Genomic DNA, 21,301 nt, shown 5'->3' on the forward strand with positions numbered 1-21,301 from the left:
TGGGTCTTAGGAACTTGCTGAACAGTTATTTCACAACTATTTTTCTACCTTTATATATACAGACACCCTTGACAGGATTTGCATAGGCACGGCCCTGCAAGTCGTAGTACAGATGATTCTCCGTTCTCTGACTGTCCTTGACGGTCAGATTTTCGATGCCGTTTGTAACGGTAGTTTCGTGAATGGTTATTGATATGGCTTCATACATTGTTCCCCATTCCTTCTGCATACCGCGATTGTCGGTAAAGTAGTCGGCGGCACCGAGTATTTCGTCGTCGGCAGCCACGCATTTGTAGGTGTGGTTGGCTTTGTCGTAGGTCATCGGGAGCACCAGTTCGGTCATATCCCTCGTAGCCTCCACTGCGTCCTTATTCAACTTTCCCGCTTTGAAAACGAAACTTTCCGTTGCGCTGTAATGCCCGAGGAACTGGTCGGTGGGAATGTGCAGCGTGAACTGTTCGCCTTCTTTCGATACATAAGCCTGTTGCCAAGTTGCACTGAAGAGCGTTTCCAATGGCTTGAGATATATCTTGTTTCCATACTGAATACATTTCGCCTCGGTTTGTTGGTAGCCCTCGCCGTAAAAGTTGTCCGTGTATTCGTAGACGGCCGATGTTGTCAGGTTGTCGAGGAAAGTCTGATCGGTCATTCTTATGCCGTGTGCGTACCTGTATATGGTAGGGGCTTCTGCGTCTCCGTAGTATAGCGCGTAGGTAAGTTTGCTGCCGTCTATGATTATTTCGCCATTGCCCTTGTCTTTATATTCGAGGACGAAGTTTCCGGTCAGTGGTTTCTTGGTTTCAGGGTCTATGCAGGCAAAGTAAATCGTAGTTTTCTCTGCATTCTGTCCGAACTGTATATGCTGTACGGGCTGCCTGTTTTCTATTGTGATGGTTCCTGAACCCTTGTCTATTTTGCCTTTCATATAGCCTCCGTAGTCCAAGAACTCTCTTACAAGGACTTCGTCGTTGTCCATAAAGTATATTTTTTCTTCGATTAAGCTGCGTTTCGCGAATCCAAGTGTGTTCACATAGATTTCGTCGTCGAAGTAAAAGACTGTTGGTGTCTTGTCTTCGGGTTCTCCTATCGGTTCTGTATTTGCGGTTTGTGCGTTCATTGTGGTTGCTGCAACCATCAACAAGAGTAATGTTATGAATCTCATAAGCTCTGATAGTTTATTAAGTTCGTATTTGATAAAGAATATACTGTCGGTTTGAAACACTTACAAAGATAATCAAAAGTAACAGAATATGCTTTCCTTTTTCTAAAAAAATGAGAAATACATTGTCTTTTAAGCGTTTCCTGACTTACATTTGGATATTAGTAGCTATCTTTGCATTATAAACTTTTAAAAATAAAGAATTATGGAAAAAAGAACATACGCAGTAAGTGGAATGAAATGCGAACATTGTAAGGCAAAGGTTGAGAGCGCACTAAAAGGTTTGGACGGTGTTTGTAGCGTGGAAGCACATCTGCAAGATGCAAATGTTACGGTGGAGTATGATGAGAGCGTGATTGCCCCCGAACAGATTAAGGAAGCTGTGGAGAATAGTGGGCGGTATGAATTGCAGATTTAAGAGATAAAGAACCATAGAGCCTCCCAAGCCCCTCCAAAGGAAGGAATGTCTTAATTGTCAGTAGCTTCAACATCCCCTCCTTTGGAGGGGCTTGGGGAGGCTTAAATTTATTATGAAGAAAACGTTTCCAATAGTTGGTATGGCGTGTTCGGCGTGTTCTGCCAACGTAGAAAAGAAGTTGAATACATTGTCGGGCGTGGCGAGTGCTTCGGTGTCTTTGCCGGGACGTTCGGCACTTATCGACTTTGATCCGTCTCGGATTTCACCCGAACAGATGAAGGCCGAGATCAACGGCATCGGCTATGATATGATTATCGACGATGAACAATCCGTTGAGGAAATTGAGAAAAAGGAATATGCGCTGCTGAAACGGAGCACGATTCTCTCGTGGATATTTTCCATTCTGTGTATGGCTGTGTCTATGAGATGGATAGAGCTGGGCGCAAAAAGCGTTGCCAATCAGGTGACGATGCTCATTGCGTTGGCGAATATGATATATTGTGGCAGACAGTTCTATGTCAGTGCGTGGAAACAACTCCGACACGGTATGGCAAATATGGACACGCTCGTGTCGCTGTCTACGCTCATAGCCTTTCTTTTCAGCGCATTCAATACGTTTTGGGGCGATGCCGTTTGGACGAGTCGCGGCATAGAATGGCACACCTATTTCGATGCCTCGGTAATGATTATCACTTTCGTGCTCACGGGAAGACTGCTCGAGGAGAAAGCTAAGGACGGTACGGCTTCTTCTATCCGTCAGATGATGGGAATGTCGCCGAAGACAGCACACATCGTGGACGGCGAAAGAGTGGAGGAAGTTCCGATTTCCACCATCGAAGTGGGCGACATTCTGGAAGTGCGTCCCGGCGAGAAAGTGCCTGTGGACGGAGAGGTCTTGTCTGCCGAAAGTTTTATGAAGGCCGATGCGGCATACGTAGACGAGAGTATGATTACGGGCGAACCTACGCCGATGGAGAAGAAGAAAGGCAACAAGGTGCTCGCCGGTACGATTCCGAATCAGGGAAAGTTCCGGATGAAGGCACGCCAGATAGGCGAGAATACGGCACTCGCCCACATTATCCGTATGGTTCAGGAAGCACAGGGATCGAAAGCTCCCGTGCAGCGTATCGTGGACAAGGCTGCAATGGTGTTCGTTCCGATTGTGGCAGGGATTGCATTGACAACATTTCTTGCGTGGTGGATTATTGGAGGAAGCGAAATGCTCCCACAAGCCATTATGTCCTCCGTGGCTGTACTCGTAATCGCCTGTCCCTGTGCAATGGGACTGGCGACGCCTACTGCTTTGATGGTGGGAATAGGCAAGGCTGCTGAAAAGCAGATTCTCATCAAGGACGCTTCGGCATTGGAAGGACTGCGCAGGGTGGACGCATTGGTTACGGACAAAACCGGAACCCTGACCATTCCGAACACGAACGTGGATTTCACGAAAGCCGACGACTTGGAATTGGAAATGCGTGAAACCCTGAAACCCAACGCACGCAAGGTTATGGAAGAATTGCAGCGCAATGGCGTAGAGGTGTATATGATGAGCGGCGATAAGGAAGAGGCTGCACGATACTGGGCTGAAAAAGCCGGAATAAAGCATTGGCAGAGCAAGGTTTTGCCACAGGATAAGGAAAATCTCGTGAAGAAACTACGGAGCGAAGGCAAGCGCGTGGCAATGGTTGGCGACGGTATCAACGATACGCAGGCACTCGCATTGGCAGACGTGAGCATTGCTATCGGCAAGGGAACGGACGTAGCGATGGACGTGGCGCAGGTAACGCTGATGGGAGACGACCTTCAGACGCTCCCCGATGCCATTGAACTGAGCAGGCGTACCGTCCGTATGATATGGCAAAACCTCTTCTGGGCTTTCATCTACAACCTTGTCTGCATTCCTCTTGCAGCAGGTTTGCTCTATGCTTTCGGCATCCATTGGCAGATAACGCCGTCGTGGGCAAGTGCCCTTATGGCTTTCTCCAGCGTCAGCGTGGTGCTGAACAGTCTGCGATTGAAGTGGACAAGGAAATAAGGGAACGAGGAAACAAGGGGACGAGTTTACAAGGAATTACTGAATATAAAAAGTAATTTACTTGTAAACTCGCCCCTTCGTTCCCTTGTCTACTGACAAAAGCCCTCTTGTTCCCTGACAAAAAGTCCCCTTAAACACGCTTTTTATCTGACCGGATAATCGTATCTTCGGTTATTGTAGAAGTTTCCCCGTTGTTGAGGAATATGGTCAAATTCAACATTGATGGAGATAGAATTCTGATTGTTTTCGCCCCATTCGTAGGTTACTCCACCTCCGATTCTGTCCATAAATCTGTTGGCAGCAGGACCATAACCCATATAAGGGCTGTATGCCCAACCTGCATACATCGGACTGTACCCCATTCCGTATCTTCCGAATCCATAGCCGAAAGAGTTGTAGCCCATCATAAACGGGCTGAAGTTGTCGGAAGTAAATGCTTTCTGAACGAACGCATAGGCACTCCAATGCTCGTTGAAACGATAGCCGAACATTGCATTGATGCCTGCCGTGGTATAGTTGCTGCCGCCGAAAATCATATTGTTGAAATAGCCTCCTACGGCTAATGTGGCTTTTTGGGAAAGATTGGTAACGTACATCAGGGAAATATCCTGCGTGAAACCTGCACCGTGCCCGTAACCGTCGCCGAAGTTTGCAAATACCGACGCACCCACGTTCACGTTCAGTCCCTTGTGCAGTCGCCAAGTATTCAATCCCCAACCGTAATCCCAATATGGATAGTAAAGGTCATTGCCGGTCAGGGCCTGTCCGTTTTCGTCCACAAGAGGGAGGTTGCTGTCAATCTGCCGTTGCTGGGCACGTTCCTCGGCCAGCATTCTTGCATACTCCTTCTCGGCTTCAGTGGCTTGTCTCGGACCTTGCAAACGAGAAGATTCTATTGGTTCAATGGTGCTTTGCTCATTGTTGCCAACGTTATAGACATCCTGTGCATACGCCTGTATGCCAAGAATCATTGCCATTGCTATGATAAAAATCTTCTTCATAATATTGCAAATTTAGTCTTTCGCTTCTTAACTGCCAAAGAATTTAAAACTTATTAACCGGAGTTTAGAATAAGTTTGCGAGAGAACAAGAGGCAAGGGAACGAGGATGCAGGAGAACAAGGGAACGAGTTTACGAGAAGACAAGGCAACAAATAGGCGAAAAGACAAGAGAACGAGGAAACGAAAGGGCAAGTAGATTTCTTCATCATCCTACCGTTTCAGCATTGCATTTCCATATTTCCCTGCATATACTGAGGCAATCTGCCTGTCGATTCGTTTTCTCGTTCTCCTGTCTTTATAACTTCGGTTCACTCCGAACTCCGATTTTAATCTTTATTTCTCCCTATTGAAGAAGCAATAAGCGTAGAATCCCACCATCAGCACTACATACAACATAGAATAAATCCACATATTCGTTGTATCCAGTGGCAAATCGTTTTCCAGTCTCTCTATTTGTTGATACCAAAAGTACGAAAAGGCGAGAAGCGAAAAGACGGTGGCACAAAGGCCATACAGGGCTACTCTCTTTCTGAATTTCCTATTCTTTTCGTCCGGAGTTATCAGCAACGGTCCCCACGCACTGCCCAAAGGAAGTACAAAGCCTAGCAAAGTGCTTAGGATAATTTTGTTACGTATAGTCATAATCTTGGTGTTTTAAATTATTTTTTTAGTATTATTATGTGCAAATATAAACAAATTAACACGATCTCCCCCCATTTTAAAATATAGAATAAACATATTTAAGAAAATAATACACTTTGTTGGGATGCTTTCCCCTAAATATAAGGATGAATTTTAAGCAAGTACACTTATTCGGAATCGTATTTTCTCCTATGTTATAGATAGTGGGAGTGATGTGATAGTGAGGAAATATACTCATAAATAGAGATAATATTTGTGTGAATTTGTGTTGTTTAGGGCTTGAATTGATATGGTTGGAGTTAAACCAAATTAGCGCGATTTTCATTTTTGCGAAGATTGCACTTCATTTTTGCGAAGAATGCAAGGCAAACGTGCGAAGAATGGAATGCAATCTTCGCACGTTTGGAAATGAAGTTTTTATCTATTGATTTTCAGGGATTTATAAATGCAATGCAAATGAAAAGTGGAACGGAGAGAGAATATCCTTACCTCATTCGTTTTGTTTGTTGATTTGTTTCCTTGCAAACTCGTTTTCTCGTCTTCGGATTGGCTCATTCACTTGCAGCCTTATGTGCGATGCGTTCGGAATAACCTTGACCATTATATATGATAAGGTAGAAGACAGACGAATCGTGGTTTTCTTTATTCTCCTTTTTTCATTATCAATGGAGGATCGGTAGTGAACACAAATACGGTGGCAGCGTGGAATACCTGTCCGGGAGTGATGGTGGCATTGATTTTCTCCTTGTTTTCATCGTAGCCGGTGTGAAGGGGCTGGAAGGAAATGCCTGTGCTCTTCTTGCCGTAGGAGTTTATTTTAAGCGTAGGCTCGTAGGTATATACCGTCATTGCCCTGCCGCTCTGCGCATCGAAAAGGATTGCGGCAGGCTTCTGCACGTTTGCAGGGTGGCGAAGTTGGAAGGCGTGGTTGTAGCCGGTCTTCAGGTCGTTGATTCTTTCGCCTATCTCGCGTGTCCGTGTGAAGTTCAGCGGAGTGTGGCGCACGTTCTCCTGTTCGCCCGTGAGGTGCATCTCCTTGTCAAATACGTTCGATTTGTGCGAATCCACCCAAAGATGCTGTTGGAGAATGGAACGGTTCGGGTCGCCGGAGAGGTTGAAGACGATGCCGTTGGTAAGTTTGTACAACGTAGGGATGGTGGAAGTCATACGATAGTCAATGTCGAGTGCGTTCTGATCGGATAGCGTGTAGGTTACGGTGAAGTTCATTTTGCCTTCAAACCCCGCTTCGCTGTCGGCAGTAATGTATCTGAAGGTAACAGACTGGTTGTCTGCACTCAGCACCTCCCACGTCTTTTCTGCCAGCGTGCGTTCCACGTTGCCGTCTATGCTTATGAGCGTTGCGCCGAGCATAGGGTTTCTTTTGTAGCTTTCTATGTTTTCATAGCCTTTTATCACAGGTTCCAGCCTTCCGTTCCAGTTATGGGCAGTGAGCGACATCAGGCGAGCACCGTAGTTGCTTACCACGGCTTGCATTCCGGTATTGTTCGTTAATTGGAAAGTCTTTATTTCTTGTGCCTTCGCCGTAAAGGCAATCAGGCAGGCAATGACAGTCAGTGCGTAGTGTTTCATTGTATTCTCTCTTTCTGGTTTATTAATCACAAAGATACGAAAAAGTTATCATAAGCCTGCTTTTTTATGTTCATTTTTCTGCATATCCCTCTGCTTTTTTATTTGTTCACGGCTTGCAGATTGGCACATTTTCTTTTTCTTTCAGCAGAAATTTAGGATAATTGATGCCAAAAAATCACTATAAAAGCATTTTTTTTAATGATTTAATGAATATTTCTTTGTATTCTAATTCATTATTCCTAATTTTACAACCAATTAACTATCGCCTAAATTTAATATTCTAAAATAATATGGTACGAGAAAAACAAATCGTTGAGTGTGTTCCTAATATCAGTGAAGGACGCAACAAGGAAATTATCAAGCAAGTTACTGATGAGATTGAGCGCGTAAAAGGTGTGAAACTTCTCGATGTAGACCCGGGAGAAGCCACCAACCGTACGGTTATTACCTTTGTTGGAGAGCCGGAAGTGGTTGTTGAGGCTGCATTCCAATGTGTGAAGAAGGCTGCGCAGCTCATTGATATGCGCCAGCATCACGGAGCACATCCACGAATGGGAGCAACGGACGTTTGCCCTTTGATTCCTGTTGCGGGTATTACTCTTGAGGAATGTGCAGAACTGGCACGCAAACTTGCTGAACGGATTGCAACCGAACTCAGCGTTCCCTGCTATTGCTATGAGGCTGCTGCGAGAACACTGGAGCGCAAGAACCTTGCTATTTGCCGCAAGGGCGAATACGAAGGATTGCCTGAAAGAATGACAGTAGAGAAAGAAGCTCCCGATTTCGGCGCACGTGCTTGGGACGAAGGAGTGGCTCGTACAGGCTGTACGGCAGTTGGTGCGCGCGACTTCCTCATTGCAACCAATTTCAATCTCAACACCACTTCCACACGCCGTGCCAATGCAATTGCATTCGATGTTCGCGAGAAGGGCCGTCCACAGCGCGAAGGTGGATCGCCGGTTGGAAAGATTATGAAGGACGCCAATGGCGAAACCATTATGATACCGGGCACATTGAAGGCTACAAAGGCTATCGGATGGTATATTGACGAATATGAGATTGCTCAGGTGTCAATGAACATCACGGATATCAATGTAACCCCGCTTCACGTTGCTTTCGACGAGGTTTGCCGTTGTGCGCAGAACCGTGGCGTTCGTGTAACAGGTACTGAAATTGTTGGATTGATTCCAAAGCGCACATTGATAGAGGCAGGTAAATACTTCCTGAAGAAGCAGAACCGTTCAACAGGTATTCCTGAAGCTGATATTATCAAGATTGCCATCAAGTCAATGGGCTTGGACGATTTGAAGGGGTTCAACGCCCGCGAGAAGGTTATCGAATACTTGTTGGAAGACGAGAACAAGAAGGAACTCCTCATTGACCTTACTGTCAAGGGATTTGCAGAAGAAACATCGCGCGAGTCGCCTGCTCCGGGTGGTGGAACTATCTCTGCCTATATGGGTGCGCTCGGTGCTGCGCTCGGTACAATGGTGGCAAACCTTTCAAGCCACAAGGCCGGTTGGGACGCCCGTTGGGAAGAATTTAGTGATTGGGCAGAAAAAGGTCAGGCTATTCAGAAAGAACTGATGGTGCTTGTAGACGAAGATACCGAGGCATTCAACCGTATTATGGAGGCATTCGGTCTGCCAAAGGGTACTGAAGAGGAAAAGGCTGCCCGCTCAAAGGCCATTCAGGATGCAACGCTCTTTGCAACTCAGGTGCCTCTGCACACGATGCAGGCATCTGCAAAGGTGTTTGAACTCTGCAAGGCTATGGCTGAAGAGGGCAATCCAAACAGCGTTTCAGATGCCGGAGTGGGCGTGCTTGCTGCCCGTGCAGCCGTATTGGGTGCAGGTTTGAACGTGAAGATCAATGCGTCAGGCCTCAAGGATCGTCAGGTTGCCAATATGCTTGTTGCCGATGCCAACCTTCTTATCAAGCAGGCAAACGAGGCTGAGGCTGAAATTATGAAGATAGTCGAAGCAAAATTATAATATTCGGAGTCATAAAAGTTGAAGAGGGATTGAAGGCAGGTGTCTGTTAGTATAAAATCCTACATATAATAATAAGGTGTTTACCTTTAACCCCTCATCAACTTACCCTGATTCCTATTAAATAACTTTAAGCAAACCATTACAACTATGACTAAAGAACAATTCATAGAAGATATCCGTGTCGGTATTCCCGATACATTGCCTGAACCACAGGCGTATGATCCTAACATTAACCACGCACCGAAGCGCAAGGAAATTCTGACAGAAGAGGAGAAGAAACTCGCACTCCGCAACGCTCTGCGCTATTTCCCGAAGAAGTTCCACGCTACGCTGGCTCCGGAATTTGCAGAAGAACTGCGCACTTACGGACGTATATATATGTATCGTTTCCGTCCTACATACGAAATGTATGCCCGTCCTATCGACGAATATCCACACAAGTCTGAACAGGCGGCAGCCATTATGCTGATGATTCAGAACAATCTGGACAAGGCTGTGGCGCAGCATCCTCACGAATTGATTACATACGGTGGCAATGGTGCCGTGTTCCAGAACTGGGCGCAGTATCGTTTGGTAATGAAATACCTGAGCGAGATGACCGATGAGCAGACACTCGTGATGTATTCCGGCCATCCTCTCGGACTTTTCCCATCACACAAGAATGCACCTCGTGTGGTAGTTACCAACGGTATGGTTATTCCGAACTATTCAAAACCTGACGATTGGGAACGTTTCAACGCATTGGGCGTGAGCCAGTACGGTCAGATGACTGCCGGTTCGTATATGTATATCGGCCCGCAGGGTATCGTTCACGGAACAACGATTACCGTATTGAATGCTGCCCGCAAGGTGGGTGGCGACAATATGAAGCTCTTTGTGACGGCAGGTCTTGGTGGTATGTCGGGTGCTCAGCCGAAGGCGGGCAATATAGCAGGCGTCGTTAGCGTTACGGCCGAAATCAATCCGCTCGCTGCCCGTAAGCGTCACGAACAGGGATGGGTGGACGAACTCCACGAAAGTCTCGACGAATTGATTCCGGCTGTTCGCAAGGCAGTTGAGGAAAAGCGTGTCGTTTCAATGGCATACGTGGGCAACGTGGTAGACCTTTGGGAGCGTTTGGCAGAAGAAAATATCCGTGTAGACCTCGGTTCCGACCAGACTTCGCTCCACAATCCTTGGGCAGGCGGTTACTATCCTGTGGGCGTTTCCTTGGAGGAAAGCAAGCGTATGATGGCAGAAGAACCCGAACTGTTCAAGGAAAAGGTACAGGAATCCTTGCGCCGTCAGGTTGCTGCAATCAACAAACTTACTGCCAACGGTATGTATTTCTTCGACTATGGCAACGCCTTCCTCTTGGAGTCAAGCCGTGCCGGTGCTGATATTATGGGCGAAAACGGCAAGTTCCGTTATCCTTCATACGTTCAGGACATTATGGGTCCGATGTTCTTCGACTATGGTTTCGGTCCTTTCCGTTGGGTATGTTCGTCTGGCGACCCGAAGGATTTGGAAGCAACCGACCGTATTGCAACGGAGGTGCTCGAGGAAATGCGCAAGACTGCCACTCCGGATATCATCGGACAGTTGGACGACAACATCCATTGGATCAAGGAAGCGGGCAAGAACAAGCTCGTAGTTGGCTCTCAGGCACGAATCCTCTATGCTGATTCTGAAGGGCGAACAAAGATTGCCTTGGCGTTCAACGAGGCTATCAAGCGTGTCGAAATCAGCCGTCCTATTGTTCTCGGGCGCGACCATCACGACGTTTCCGGTACCGACTCGCCATTCCGCGAAACAAGTAATATCTACGACGGTTCGCAGTTCTGTGCCGATATGGCCGTTCAGAACGTTATCGGCGACTCATTCCGCGGTGCAACTTGGGTATCAATCCACAATGGTGGTGGCATAGGCTGGGGCGAAGTGATGAACGGCGGCTTCGGTATGGTTATCGATGGAGGCGAAGATGCTGAACGCCATATCCGTCAGATGCTCCTCTGGGACGTCAATAATGGTATCTCACGCCGTAGCTGGGCACGCAACGAAGGTTCTATGGACGCCATCAAGCGCGAAATGGAACGCACTCCGGGCCTGACCGTAACGCTTCCGAACCTCGTTGAAGACGACATTATCAACAACGCATTCTAACATTAAAAACAAGAGAATAGGAGGGGGCAGGCGTTCGCGTAATCGTTCCCGAGAGAAGACTTCGGTCTTCATTATATAATGGCTGTCGTCGTTTAAGTATAACGGCAAATATCGTTTAAGTATAACGACCATTACTGTTTAAGTTTAACGACCATCGCCGTTTAAGTATAGCGACAAATGCCGTTAAAACAATGCAAACCTCTGCCTCCTTCTCCTTATTATAACCAAAATAATTGAACAACAATGACACATCAAATAAGTGCAGAACACCTTTCTATCGAAAGAATCGGCGAAATCATCAAGAACAACATCAAGCTCGAACTCTCAGACGATGCACGTCAGCGCATCGTTCGCTGCCGCGAATACTTGGATAAGAAGATTGAAACATCAGACAAGCCCATCTATGGCGTAACAACCGGTTTCGGTTCACTGTGCAAAATCTCCATCGACAAGCAACAGCTCTCCGACCTTCAGAAGAATCTTATGATGTCTCACGCCTGTGGTGTGGGCGAAAGAGTGCCTAATGAAATCGTCAAGATAATGCTTTTGCTCAAGATTCAATCCTTGAGTTACGGTTTCTCGGCTTGCCAGTTGGTAACTGTTGAGCGTCTGATTGACTTCTTCAACAACGATATTTATCCTGTTGTCTATATGCAAGGCTCTCTCGGTGCATCGGGCGACCTCGTGCCTCTGGCGCACCTTTGCCTGCCTCTGTTGGGTATCGGCAGCGTGGAAATGAACGGCGAGGTTATCTCCGGCGAGGAAATGCTGAAGAAGATGAACTGGCAGCCGATTCAGCTTGTGTCAAAAGAAGGCCTTGCGCTGCTCAACGGCACGCAGAATATGAACGCATTTGCCGTTTGGTGTATGCTTCAGGCAGAGCGTCTGAGCGACTGGGCAGACAAGATTGGCGCAATGTCGCTCGAGGCTTACGACGGCCGTATCGAACCATTCACACACGCCGTACACGCTGTGCGCCCACATCAGGGACAGATTGAGACTGCTGCACGCATTCGTGAATTGCTCGAAGGCAGCGAACTCATCAAGCAGCCGAAGGTAAACGTGCAGGATCCTTACTCATTCCGTTGTATGCCGCAGGTTCACGGTGCATCGAAAGACACCATCCGTTACGTGAAATCAGTTATTGACATCGAAGTAAATGCAGCTACTGATAATCCAACTGTCTGCCCTGACGAAGATTTGATTATCTCTGCCGGCAACTTCCACGGCGAACCTATCGCACAGCCGATGGACTTCCTTGCGATTGCTCTTTGCGAACTCAGCAACATTTCAGAACGCCGTATCTACAAGCTCGTTTCCGGCACACGCGATCTTCCAAGTTTCCTCGTGGCTAAACCAGGCGTGAACAGCGGCTTTATGATTCCACAGTATACGGCTGCCTCTATTGTAAGCCAAAGCAAGATGTACTGTACGCCTGCTTCTGCCGACAGTATTCCTTCTTCACAAGGTCAGGAAGACCACGTAAGTATGGGTGCGAACGCAGCTACGAAGCTCTATCAGGTGGTATTGAACACAGAACGTGTGCTTGCTATCGAACTCTTCAATGCAGCGCAGGCACTCGAATTCCGTCGCCCACTGAAGTCTTCTCCGGCTATCGAGGCAATCTTCGAGGCTTACCGTAAGGTGGTTCCATTCGTGGAGAACGACCAGTTTATGGCTCCTCACATTGCAGAGTCGGTAGATTTCTTGAGAAAGTAAGAAGAATACTGCTGCTATGAAACTATTAGTAACAAACATAGGCGTCCTTGCCGGTGTCGGACACGAAGGAAAACGCTGTCTGAAAGGCAAGGAAATGTCGGAACTCAACACCATCGAGAACGCCTTTCTCTATGTGGAAAACGGGCGCATAGTATCGTATGGTGGGCGTGTGGATACGCCTCAGGTAGACAGAAACACGCTGATTGTGGATGCTGAAGGGGGCACGGTGCTGCCTTCGTTCTGCGATTCCCATACACACGTGGTCTACGCAGGCAGCCGCGAGCACGAGTTTGTGGATAAGATTCGCGGACTCAGCTATGCGGAAATAGCCAAACGAGGTGGCGGCATTCTCAATTCTGCCGACCGACTGCACGAACTTTCGGAAGACGAACTCTACAATCAGGCGATGAAGCGTGTAGACGAAGTGATCCGTAAGGGTACGGGAGCGATGGAAATAAAGAGCGGCTACGGGCTGAACCTCGAAGACGAACTGAAGATGCTGCGTGTTATCCGCCGTATCAAGGAAACTGCTCCCGTGAAAGTGGTGGCGAATTTCCTCGGCGCACACGCCGTAGGTCGCGAATACGCAGGCCGACAGGCAGAATATGTAGACCACATCATCAACGATATGCTTCCGGCAGTAGCGAAAGAAAACCTTGCCGACTTCATAGACGTGTTCTGTGATGAAGGTTTCTTCACGCCCGACGAAACGCGCCGATTGCTGCAAGCCGGTGCGAAATACGGACTGCGGGGCAAGATACACGGCGAGGAACTTGCCGTATCGGGTGGCGTTGAAGTAGGCGTGGAGTGCAACGCACTCTCCGTAGACCATCTTGAGGCGATGGACGACCGAGACATAGAGCTGCTCAAGGATACCGAAACAATGCCTACTGCACTGCCCGGCACGTCGTTCTTCCTCAATATGCCGTTTGCCCCGGGCAGAAAGATGATAGATGCAGGGCTGCCAATGGCGATTGCGTCCGACTACAATCCGGGTTCAACGCCGTCGGGCGATATGAAGTTTGCCGTTTCGCTGGCTTGCATCAAGATGCGCCTGATGCCGGCAGAGGCTATCAATGCGGCAACAATCAATTCAGCCTATGCAATGGGACTGAGCGAGGACTACGGTTCTATCACGAAGGGAAAGGTGGCGAACTTCTTTATCACTGCCCCCATCCCGTCCGTAGATTTCATTCCATACGCTTACACCACCCCGATTATTCGGCGTATCTTCCTCAAGGGCGAGGAATACGTAGGTTAAGCCATTTAAGAGAAAGAGATTTTACCGATAATAAAAGAATGCTACATAGTCTTGTGTTGTACATTTTCTCCCAATCGGTACAATCTCTTTCTCTTTTTGTTTTTTGTAGAATAGAATGTTTCGTTAGATAAAGTGTCAGCAAAGAATTGTATTCGGAAGTATTAATGATTTCAGTATAATCATAGGATTTATCAACGGAGGTGGAAACTATGCGGGCATTGCCAACTGAAAGAAAGGGAGAAAGAGATATTTGTCGTACTTGGTCTAGTATTAAGAAATTATTTGCTAAAAGTTAGTAGAAATCATCGTGGATATAAAATATTTATTTAACTTTGTTTTTGGAAATATATTTTGAATTTTGTTGTCTTTCAGTAGTTTGTAAAATCTAATGGAAACAATAATTTTTCAAATTGTTTCTTAAACTAAGAATAATATAAACTCGTATTTGTTTATGAATAAGAATTTCTGGAACTTATATAAAGAGGCAAAAGGAAAAGATGTTATAGAATTGTTTAATCCTGATGTAGAAGATACATATGAATCTGTTATTAATATCTGTGAATCTGCTAAGAAATGGAATGATGATTTTGATTCAGTATTGACAACCAATATCTATGGTTGTATATTGATAAATTTATTAGAACGATACCCATTACCTAAAGAAAATTTTACTCGCAAGTCTTTTTTGAAATTTGTAGAAGATTTCGATTTAATAAATTTCGATGTTGATATTAATGGCGATACAGTATGGTATGAAAAAGAAATTTTATTGCCTAAAGATAAATTTAGAAATAAAAACTCTATGGTTTGTCCTTTATCCCTCTTTTTGTATTTTCATTATGACTATTTTAAGCCTATCTTACTCCCACAACGTTTTGACTTAATGCAGAAACGTTGTGATGTATTAGGTATAGATTTGCCTGAAATTCCTAGGACAAAAGATTATAAAGAATATTTGATGTTCTATTATGATTTATGTGGTTGTATGAATGAGTTTCAAAAGAAATACGAATTGACCGATGCTGAGTTTTGTGCGTGTTTGTATGACTTTGGAGGTATGGCGATAGGAGAAACTGTAAAAATAGAAATGCCCAAACCGACGAATGTTTGGCTTACCGGAGCTTCTGGAAAAGCTGATTTTACGTATCTTGATAATTTAGGAAAGGACGAAGATAATCAAGGTCATATATGGGCTTGCAATGAAAGAACGAAACGAGGTGATATTATTATAATTTATTGTACTTCTCCAAGGAGTTACATTCATTCCATTTGGCGTGCAAATTCTGGTGGTATATTCAATCCTTTTGATAGTTATCAATGTCGTACAGCGGTATGTGATGGAATTAGGATTCCCGAAATAGGATTTAAAGACCTTAAAGCAGATAAGTATTTTTCACAAGTTCCAATAGTAAGAGGGAACTTGCAAGGAATTAATGGAGTGGAATTGAGTGCTGATGATTATTCTCGACTGTTGGAAATGATAGAAGAACGAGGAGGAAATGTATCCATATTACCAAAACTCTTTGATGGTGCCGATGTGGATTTTGGTATTATTGAATTAGAGAAAGATGTAGAAGAAAAGATTCTGATTCCAATTTTGAGAGAATTAGGATATGAAGATAAGGACTGGACTCGACAACTTAGTTTGAAAGCTGGGCGTCAAGAGAAAGCTATACCTGATTTTGTGTTCTTCCCACAAGGAAAAGAGCATTTTGAAAACGCTCCTTTTGTCATAGAAGCCAAACTCGATATGTCATCGGCAATAGAATTAAATCGTGCATTCCGTCAAGGTCTTTCGTATGCAAGGCTATTAAGAAGTAAATTAATGGGGCTTTGTGATAAAGAACGACTTGTTATATATCAAGTTGATGAGGTTGGTTCTAGTGATCAGACTAATCCGATATTTGAAAATCATTGGAAAGCAATATATTCCGATTCAGCAATTGGGACACGATTAAAACAATTGATTGGAGCTGAAGTTATTAGGTCCTTGTAGAGTTTTTGCATCTAATCATACAGTATTGGATAATTTGTCACATAATCCCAATATTTACATCTATGGTATTAATAATATGTTGAATGTATCCTTTCCTATCATTAGATTTACATTCTAAATTCTGCAAAGTGTCAAATGGTATGTGTTTTGTAAGTGGTTGAAAATCAGGTAGTAGTGATGCTGTTTGCAAACGTGCGAAAAATGTGTTCCATTCTTCGCAAGAATGCACGGCAAGTGACCGAAGAATGGAGAACATTCTTCGGTCATTTGCAAATCCTCTCTTTGGCTGTCTGTAATGAAAGCAGTTTTGTTGAAACTATTTTGCGCTTTATTAAAGAAATAAACGAAGAGCATAAGGAAATAAGAAATATGCAGGCAGAATTAATTCAGCGAATATTTTTTGTTTACCTGTTGTTGGTGGCAGACCAATACAATGATATTCGTTTTTGAAAAATGGCATATCGCAGAAATGCAAAGTCTGTATTTGCTGCTTTGGTTTCAGTTTTGGCTCAATGCGAATTATGCAATCAGCATTTGATGAAAAGGCAAGTGCAGATGATACTGACAAATTCAACACCTGCTATCAGAATACAGTCTGTGAGAAATTCCCGGGTTTATTCAATATTTCATATTTACCTATTTTTAGGTATTGTTGAGTTTCACGGATTTTATTACTTTTGCATATTAATAATTAAGAATTATGTAAAACTGATATGAATATTTTTATTAGAAAACGCAGACAGACATCTGCATTCATTCATAAGGAAATCCGCCATCTTGATAAAAAAAGATGGTGGATTTTTGTTTTGAATAATTTTGAATTTCGTTCGTTTTTCAAAAGCGTGGCATTTCGTTGTGCGCTAAGCTTGTTTTTAAGCGTATTTGCATATTCGGTCAATGCTCAAAAAGCAGTACTATACGGAACAATAACCGATGCTGCCACAGGAGAAGCCCTCATAGGGGCATCCGTAATAATCGACAATGGAGTTTTTGGAACTTCTACTGACCGGAATGGAAACTATACGCTGCAAATTCCGAACAGCCGGAAAGCACGTCTGTTGTTTAAATACATAGGATACAAAGACGAGCGACGAGAAATTGTGGTAAAGGACAGCACAAGATGTGATGTAAGCCTGAAAAGTACTGGCAAGCAGCTCGATGAAGTAACTGTAACTATGCGTAGCGACATAAGACGGCTGAAAGAGTCGGCTATGCCAATATCAGTTATCGGGCAGAGACAGCTGCAGGGAACAGCATCGAATATCAACGATGTTTTGGCCCGCACGGTAGGTGTAACTATCCGCAATACGGGAGGTATGGGCAGCTCTTCGCGTATCTCGGTCAGAGGTTTGGAAGGAAAACGGATGGGAATGTTTGTAGACGAGACTCCATTGGGACAGATTGGCAACTTTGTGGCTCTCAACGATATACCGACCAACTTAATAGAACGCATAGAGGTCTACAAGGGTATTGTGCCTTATAAGTTCGGTGGCTCGGCTTTAGGTGGCGCAGTCAATGTAGTTACAAAAGAATATCCTCCATTGTATTTTGATGCTTCATACGAGATAGGCTCGTTCAACACCCATCAGTTTTCCTCTATACTGAAACGGACGGATGTGAAATCGGGGCTTCAATTCAGCGTGGGAGGATTCTATACTTATGCGGGCAACAACTACAAGATGCGGCTTGTGAATATTGATAACCGCGAAGTGGAACGCAACCACGATAGATTCAAGAAATTCATTGCCGGTGGTTCTGTAAAAGCTACCAAATGGTGGTTCGACGAAATAAAGTTAGAGCTTATAGCAATGCGTACCCATCAGGAGATTCAAGGTATTGATATGGATATCAGGGAAGCGTATAACAAGTCGGAAAGTTTTGTCGCAGCTCTGAATTTTAAACGCGATAATTTCTTTTTGGATGGTTTGGATTTCGATTTGGATTTAGGCTATGTATTGGGAAAATATGGAATGCACGACACGGCGATGCATCAATATGACTGGGACGGGAATGAGCTTCCGCCTGTATCGCCTTATGGAGGAGAACAAAACAAGTTTCCGTCGGACGGGCATAACAGGTCGAATGATTTCATAGGAAAATTCAACTTAGGCTATACGATTGACAGGCATCATAGCATAAACTTCAATATATATGCCAACAATACGGCCTTAAAACCGAAAGATCTGCTTATGGACAAGGCTCTCGGATTTCGTGCAAACTTTCCAAGCAATATGAATAACGTTACTACAGGACTTTCCTACGATCTAAACCTGTTTGACGACCGTCTTCAGAACGCATTGACATTCAAGAACTTCATATTCTCTTCGCACTCAAGGAGCATTGATATTTTTTCGGTAAACGAACCTGAACCTGTAAAAGTATCGAAGAGTTTTTACGGATTCAGCAATGCCCTGCGCTATAAGCTGACTCCGGAAATTATGGTTAAGGCGGCTTTCAATTCGGAAGTACGCATTCCCACGAGTGAGGAGCTTATTGGCAACGGTTACTCCATACTCGCATCGCCGGCCTTGAAGCCCGAGCGCACCACGGGTTGCAACATTGGTGCTATGTTCCGGCAGCAAGGAAACGATGGAGGGCTGATAGAGTTGGAAGTCAATGGATTCTACAACACTCTCAAGGATATGATACGGTTTACACCCGATGTGATTCCTACTATGGCGCGATACCGAAACTTCGGAAGTGTACGCACGATGGGAATAGAACTGGAAGCAAAAGGCGATATTACACCTTTGTTATATGTGTATGCAAATGGTACATACCAAGACCTGCGCGACTCTCGGAAATACATTCCGGGAACAGAGGTTGTTAATCCCACAAAAGGAAAACGCATACCTAATGTGCCTTATCTGTTAGGAAATTTTGGTGTGGAGTTTCATAAAGAAAATCTTTTTGGAGGTCGTGGGCAAAACACACGTCTGCTCTTCGATGCGTCCTACATTCATCAATATTTCTATGATTTTGAAATGAGCAAATATCAAGAGCGCAAAATACCCACATCGTTCACTATGGATGCAGGGATAGAACATAGTTTGGAAAACAACCGTTGGACTCTCGCCTTGAAGGTTAAAAACCTGTCTAACCGTAATGTTGTTTCGGAACTTAACCGTCCGCTTCCCGGCCGTTCTTTGGCATTTAAAATAAGATATGTGCTAAAATAAATCCCGAGACAATCAGAATATAATAACAAACAATATATATTTATCATTAAAAAAATAATAGTATGAAAATTAAAGCATTATTTTCAGCCATTGCACTGATGGCACTGACAGTTTCTTGCAGTAACAATGACGACCCTACGCCAACTCCGATACCTGAAGGCGGAGCTTTCAAGGGGGTAATTTTTGCAACAGGCATAACAAACCCTGAGGGAAACAATGGCAGTATATATCTGCAGGCGTTATCCGATTTTGTTCCGGGTACTTACGATAATGAAAATACTTTGCCAACAGGATTTGGAGCAACTCCAATAGCATTGCCCAATGGAAACATCTACTCTTTTCCAGACTATATGGGAAATTCAAAAGCAGAGATTGCCCGCTATAATTTGAGCAATGACGGAAAATGGATTAAAAAAGGAGCATTGCCCATACCGGCAGGTGCAAATGCCTGCAACGTTGTGGAACTGAATCACGAAAAAGCCTATGTAAGTTTGCAGGGATTAGGACTCGTCAGAGTGTTTAACCCGACAACGATGACCAAAATCAAGGATATAGACCTGAACAGTTTGCAGCAGAAGGATGCAAAAGTATCACCGGCCGCAATGATAATACGGGATGGAAAACTTTATGTAGGGCTCAATCAAATGAATGCACAATGGATGCCTACGCAAAACAGCATAGAGCTTGCTATGATAGATGTTCAAACCGATGAGTTGAAAAAACATATTGTAAACAAGACGCACGGACTTAGCTTTGCAACACGTCCGATAGATGCTAATTCAATATTTATGGATGAGAATAAAGACATCTACATAAATTGTATAGGAGCATTTGGGTTCATACCTGATTTTCCGGGTGGTATTGTACGCATAAAGAATGGCAGAGATGAAATTGATCCTGACTATGTCATTCGTTTAAATCAGACGGAAGTAAAAGGACTGTCTACCAAATATGCCGAATTCATAGCTTCGATGTATTATGCCGGTAACGGAAAACTTTATATTTACGGAAATTCATACGGACTTGATGCTCAAGGGATGGCAAACCCATATTTGAGTCTTACCCATTTCCCGGGCGTGATTGACCTCAAAGAGAAAACTATAACTAAGATTGCGAATATGGAAATATCCAATCCACAAGGCATAGCTATTGCCAAATACAAGAATCTCATTGTGTTTGGAAGTGCAAACAAAAAGGCAACAGGTTTCTATACATATAATCCGGAGAATAAAGAAGTTAAAGGGCCTGTCATCAATGTGCAGGGCAATCCGGGTTTCTTTTACAGCTATGCCAAATAAACAAAGGATGGTATAAAAGTATACGTTTGGTTTTGAACGTTTGATCACAATTAAGATACGAGGAATGTCAGTCTCAACCAGTTGTTGGAATGGGAATGAATTTAGCATTCCTCGCATCTGAATTTATTGTATAATCTTATTCAGACAATGCAAACACGGAAAAAAGATATTCGGACACTTATACTTGCCGTAGCACGTGAGGAGTTTTTGAGGAATGGAGTAAAAAACACATCAATGAAAACTATCTCACTGAAATCCGGAGTGGCAGTAGGCAATATCTACAATTATTTTGAAAATAAGAGCGACCTGTTAAAAGCAGTTCTTTCCCCATTGATTAAAGCGTTTGAAGAATATAGAGAAAAGAACAGAAGCATTTCTTATTTTACAATCGATGTCTTTAAATATGATAGTTTTTTAGAAATGATGTACGATCAGATGGCATCCGTCATCACACCTTATCGGGATGAAATGAGATTGCTGCTTTTTGAGACTGCCGGTACTTCGCTTGAGAAATTCTTTCAGACACGTCAAGACGATATGCTTCAGGACGGTATTAGGTACTTGCAGATAATGAAGGAAAAATACCCCTATGTAGATATTGATATATCGCCGCATTTCCTTCATATTCTTTGCACCTTATGGTACGATGTTGTGAAGGAAATTGTGCTCCATCAAGATATGAGTCAAGAGGAAATAGATTTAATAATAAAGGACTATGTAAAATTTACTACTGGAGGGTGGAAATATCTTTTAAATATTCCATAAACATAAGGATTCTGCTTGTGATACAATTCATCAAGCAAGAATAGTATTTACACTATTCAGTAATACCGTCAATGGGATATTGGGAAAATCCTCTTCTGATTT

General features: G+C 44.2%; 15 protein-coding genes. 11 read left to right on the forward strand and 4 right to left on the reverse strand.

Translation table 11 applies throughout. The annotated features are described in order from the left end of the window. Positions 1 to 25 precede the first annotated feature (25 nt). On the reverse strand, positions 26 to 1,162 hold the full coding sequence (locus tag P150_RS0111245; RefSeq protein WP_155952998.1) for a hypothetical protein: 1,137 nt from the start codon (positions 1,160 to 1,162) through the stop codon (positions 26 to 28). Positions 1,163 to 1,364: 202 nt separating this feature from the next. Here P150_RS0111245 and P150_RS0111250 point away from each other — a divergent pair, with 202 nt between their 5' ends. Both P150_RS0111250 and P150_RS0111255 read left to right on the forward strand, forming a co-directional pair. Continuing rightward, entirely contained in the window at positions 1,365 to 1,577 is a 213-nt protein-coding gene (locus tag P150_RS0111250; RefSeq protein ID WP_028897766.1) for a heavy-metal-associated domain-containing protein, read from the forward strand. Positions 1,578 to 1,689: 112 nt separating this feature from the next. Then, complete coding sequence (locus P150_RS0111255) at positions 1,690 to 3,612, forward strand: cation-translocating P-type ATPase (RefSeq protein WP_028897767.1); 1,923 nt, start codon at positions 1,690 to 1,692, stop codon at positions 3,610 to 3,612. Between the two features lie 143 nt (positions 3,613 to 3,755). Here P150_RS0111255 and P150_RS0111260 read toward each other — a convergent pair whose 3' ends face one another. The 3 genes from P150_RS0111260 to P150_RS0111280 all read right to left on the reverse strand — a co-directional run bounded on the left by P150_RS0111260 (position 3,756) and on the right by P150_RS0111280 (position 6,845). Then, positions 3,756 to 4,613, reverse strand: coding sequence for a hypothetical protein (locus P150_RS0111260; protein ID WP_028897768.1), 858 nt, complete (start codon positions 4,611 to 4,613; stop codon positions 3,756 to 3,758). A gap of 333 nt (positions 4,614 to 4,946) precedes the next feature. Beyond that, the gene (locus P150_RS0111270; protein WP_028897769.1) at positions 4,947 to 5,255 is read right to left on the reverse strand and encodes a hypothetical protein; all 309 of its coding nucleotides are present in this window, start codon (positions 5,253 to 5,255) and stop codon (positions 4,947 to 4,949) included. Positions 5,256 to 5,897: 642 nt separating this feature from the next. After that, complete coding sequence (locus tag P150_RS0111280) at positions 5,898 to 6,845, reverse strand: aldose epimerase (RefSeq protein ID WP_028897770.1); 948 nt, start codon at positions 6,843 to 6,845, stop codon at positions 5,898 to 5,900. A 290-nt stretch (positions 6,846 to 7,135) separates the two neighbouring features. Here P150_RS0111280 and ftcD point away from each other — a divergent pair, with 290 nt between their 5' ends. From ftcD to P150_RS0111330, 9 genes are all read left to right on the forward strand, one after another. Then, on the forward strand, positions 7,136 to 8,839 hold the full coding sequence (ftcD, locus tag P150_RS0111285) for a glutamate formimidoyltransferase (RefSeq protein WP_028897771.1): 1,704 nt from the start codon (positions 7,136 to 7,138) through the stop codon (positions 8,837 to 8,839). A 147-nt stretch (positions 8,840 to 8,986) separates the two neighbouring features. Next, positions 8,987 to 10,981, forward strand: coding sequence for a urocanate hydratase (locus tag P150_RS0111290; protein WP_028897772.1), 1,995 nt, complete (start codon positions 8,987 to 8,989; stop codon positions 10,979 to 10,981). A gap of 243 nt (positions 10,982 to 11,224) precedes the next feature. Further along, positions 11,225 to 12,700, forward strand: coding sequence for a histidine ammonia-lyase (gene hutH, locus P150_RS0111295; RefSeq protein WP_028897773.1), 1,476 nt, complete (start codon positions 11,225 to 11,227; stop codon positions 12,698 to 12,700). A gap of 16 nt (positions 12,701 to 12,716) precedes the next feature. Continuing rightward, positions 12,717 to 13,961 carry an imidazolonepropionase gene (gene hutI, locus P150_RS0111300; RefSeq protein ID WP_028897774.1) on the forward strand — a complete coding sequence of 415 codons (1,245 nt, stop codon included), beginning with the start codon at positions 12,717 to 12,719 and terminating at the stop codon, positions 13,959 to 13,961. 451 nt (positions 13,962 to 14,412) lie between these two features. Then, positions 14,413 to 15,957 carry a restriction endonuclease subunit R gene (locus P150_RS0111305; RefSeq protein WP_028897775.1) on the forward strand — a complete coding sequence of 515 codons (1,545 nt, stop codon included), beginning with the start codon at positions 14,413 to 14,415 and terminating at the stop codon, positions 15,955 to 15,957. A 234-nt stretch (positions 15,958 to 16,191) separates the two neighbouring features. Next, complete coding sequence (locus P150_RS0111310) at positions 16,192 to 16,407, forward strand: hypothetical protein (protein WP_155952999.1); 216 nt, start codon at positions 16,192 to 16,194, stop codon at positions 16,405 to 16,407. Between the two features lie 263 nt (positions 16,408 to 16,670). Beyond that, positions 16,671 to 19,136, forward strand: coding sequence for a TonB-dependent receptor domain-containing protein (locus tag P150_RS0111320; RefSeq protein WP_081819318.1), 2,466 nt, complete (start codon positions 16,671 to 16,673; stop codon positions 19,134 to 19,136). A 62-nt stretch (positions 19,137 to 19,198) separates the two neighbouring features. After that, on the forward strand, positions 19,199 to 20,434 hold the full coding sequence (locus P150_RS0111325; protein WP_028897779.1) for a hypothetical protein: 1,236 nt from the start codon (positions 19,199 to 19,201) through the stop codon (positions 20,432 to 20,434). Between the two features lie 147 nt (positions 20,435 to 20,581). Then, entirely contained in the window at positions 20,582 to 21,199 is a 618-nt protein-coding gene (locus P150_RS0111330; RefSeq protein ID WP_028897780.1) for a TetR/AcrR family transcriptional regulator, read from the forward strand. Positions 21,200 to 21,301: the final 102 nt, after the last annotated feature.

Source organism: Prevotella sp. HUN102, assembly GCF_000688375.1.
Taxonomy (GTDB): Bacteria; Bacteroidota; Bacteroidia; order Bacteroidales; family Bacteroidaceae; genus Prevotella.

Bases quoted from the DNA above. Each gene is read 5' to 3' on its own strand.
- P150_RS0111330 (WP_028897780.1), top strand. From the start codon at position 20,582: ATGCAAACACGGAAAAAAGATATTCGGACACTTATACTTGCCGTAGCA.
- P150_RS0111270 (WP_028897769.1), bottom strand. From the start codon at position 5,255: ATGACTATACGTAACAAAATTATCCTAAGCACTTTGCTAGGCTTTGTA.
- P150_RS0111280 (WP_028897770.1), bottom strand. From the start codon at position 6,845: ATGAAACACTACGCACTGACTGTCATTGCCTGCCTGATTGCCTTTACG.
- ftcD (WP_028897771.1), top strand. From the start codon at position 7,136: ATGGTACGAGAAAAACAAATCGTTGAGTGTGTTCCTAATATCAGTGAA.
- P150_RS0111290 (WP_028897772.1), top strand. From the start codon at position 8,987: ATGACTAAAGAACAATTCATAGAAGATATCCGTGTCGGTATTCCCGAT.
- P150_RS0111250 (WP_028897766.1), top strand. From the start codon at position 1,365: ATGGAAAAAAGAACATACGCAGTAAGTGGAATGAAATGCGAACATTGT.
- P150_RS0111305 (WP_028897775.1), top strand. From the start codon at position 14,413: ATGAATAAGAATTTCTGGAACTTATATAAAGAGGCAAAAGGAAAAGAT.
- hutH (WP_028897773.1), top strand. From the start codon at position 11,225: ATGACACATCAAATAAGTGCAGAACACCTTTCTATCGAAAGAATCGGC.
- P150_RS0111320 (WP_081819318.1), top strand. From the start codon at position 16,671: ATGAATATTTTTATTAGAAAACGCAGACAGACATCTGCATTCATTCAT.
- P150_RS0111260 (WP_028897768.1), bottom strand. From the start codon at position 4,613: ATGAAGAAGATTTTTATCATAGCAATGGCAATGATTCTTGGCATACAG.
- P150_RS0111255 (WP_028897767.1), top strand. From the start codon at position 1,690: ATGAAGAAAACGTTTCCAATAGTTGGTATGGCGTGTTCGGCGTGTTCT.
- hutI (WP_028897774.1), top strand. From the start codon at position 12,717: ATGAAACTATTAGTAACAAACATAGGCGTCCTTGCCGGTGTCGGACAC.
- P150_RS0111325 (WP_028897779.1), top strand. From the start codon at position 19,199: ATGAAAATTAAAGCATTATTTTCAGCCATTGCACTGATGGCACTGACA.
- P150_RS0111245 (WP_155952998.1), bottom strand. From the start codon at position 1,162: ATGAGATTCATAACATTACTCTTGTTGATGGTTGCAGCAACCACAATG.